This window comes from Undibacterium sp. Dicai25W (assembly GCF_049340505.1).
Lineage (GTDB): Bacteria > Pseudomonadota > Gammaproteobacteria > Burkholderiales > Burkholderiaceae_D > Undibacterium > Undibacterium jejuense.
This window is the reverse complement of the sequence record NZ_JBMPOQ010000054.1, coordinates 1-626: the sequence shown is the minus strand read 5'-3', so window position 1 is coordinate 626 and position 626 is coordinate 1. Positions and strand designations below refer to the sequence as shown.

General features: G+C 52.2%; 1 protein-coding gene. It reads left to right on the top strand.

What is annotated here, in order from left to right:
- Positions 1 to 626 (top strand): energy transducer TonB (locus ACO0KY_RS19660; protein WP_423048926.1); only part of this gene is annotated, 626 nt, incomplete at both ends.

Genomic DNA, 626 nt, shown 5'->3' with positions numbered 1-626 from the left:
AAGAAGTTCCTTGGCATGGGGCTGGTATTAGCATTTCACGTAGTGCTGTTGTATGCGCTGCTCAATGGCTTGGGGAACAAGATCGTTCAGATCATCCAAAAGCCCATGGAGACAAAAATAGTGGAAGAGGTCAAACCTCCTCCACCACCGCCAGACACGCCACCACCACCGCCGCCGAAATTGTTGGCTCCACCGCCACCATTTATTCCGCCACCGGAAGTGCAAGTACAGCAGCAACCGCAGCAAAACACGATCGCAGCAGTATCGAACGTGAAGCCAGAGAACCCAGTGTTTGCTAAAACACAGCAAACTGCTCCACCAGAGCCAGCAAAAGCGACCGGTCCGGTCACTGTGCCAGGGGTGATCGACTTTAACGTTGCAGGTTGCAAACCAGAGTACCCACGTGCGTCTTTACGTAATGAAGAGACCGGTACCGTGGTCTTGTCTGTATTGATTGGTGCCGATGGTGCTGTATCAGACGTCAAGATCGACAAATCCAGTGGTTTCCGCGGTTTGGATAATGCAGTGCGCTCACAGTTGATGTCGGGTTCATGCAAAAACAAACCAGGTACCGTGGACGGCAAACCGCAACAGACCTGGACTAAGGTTCAGTACGTGTGGAAGCT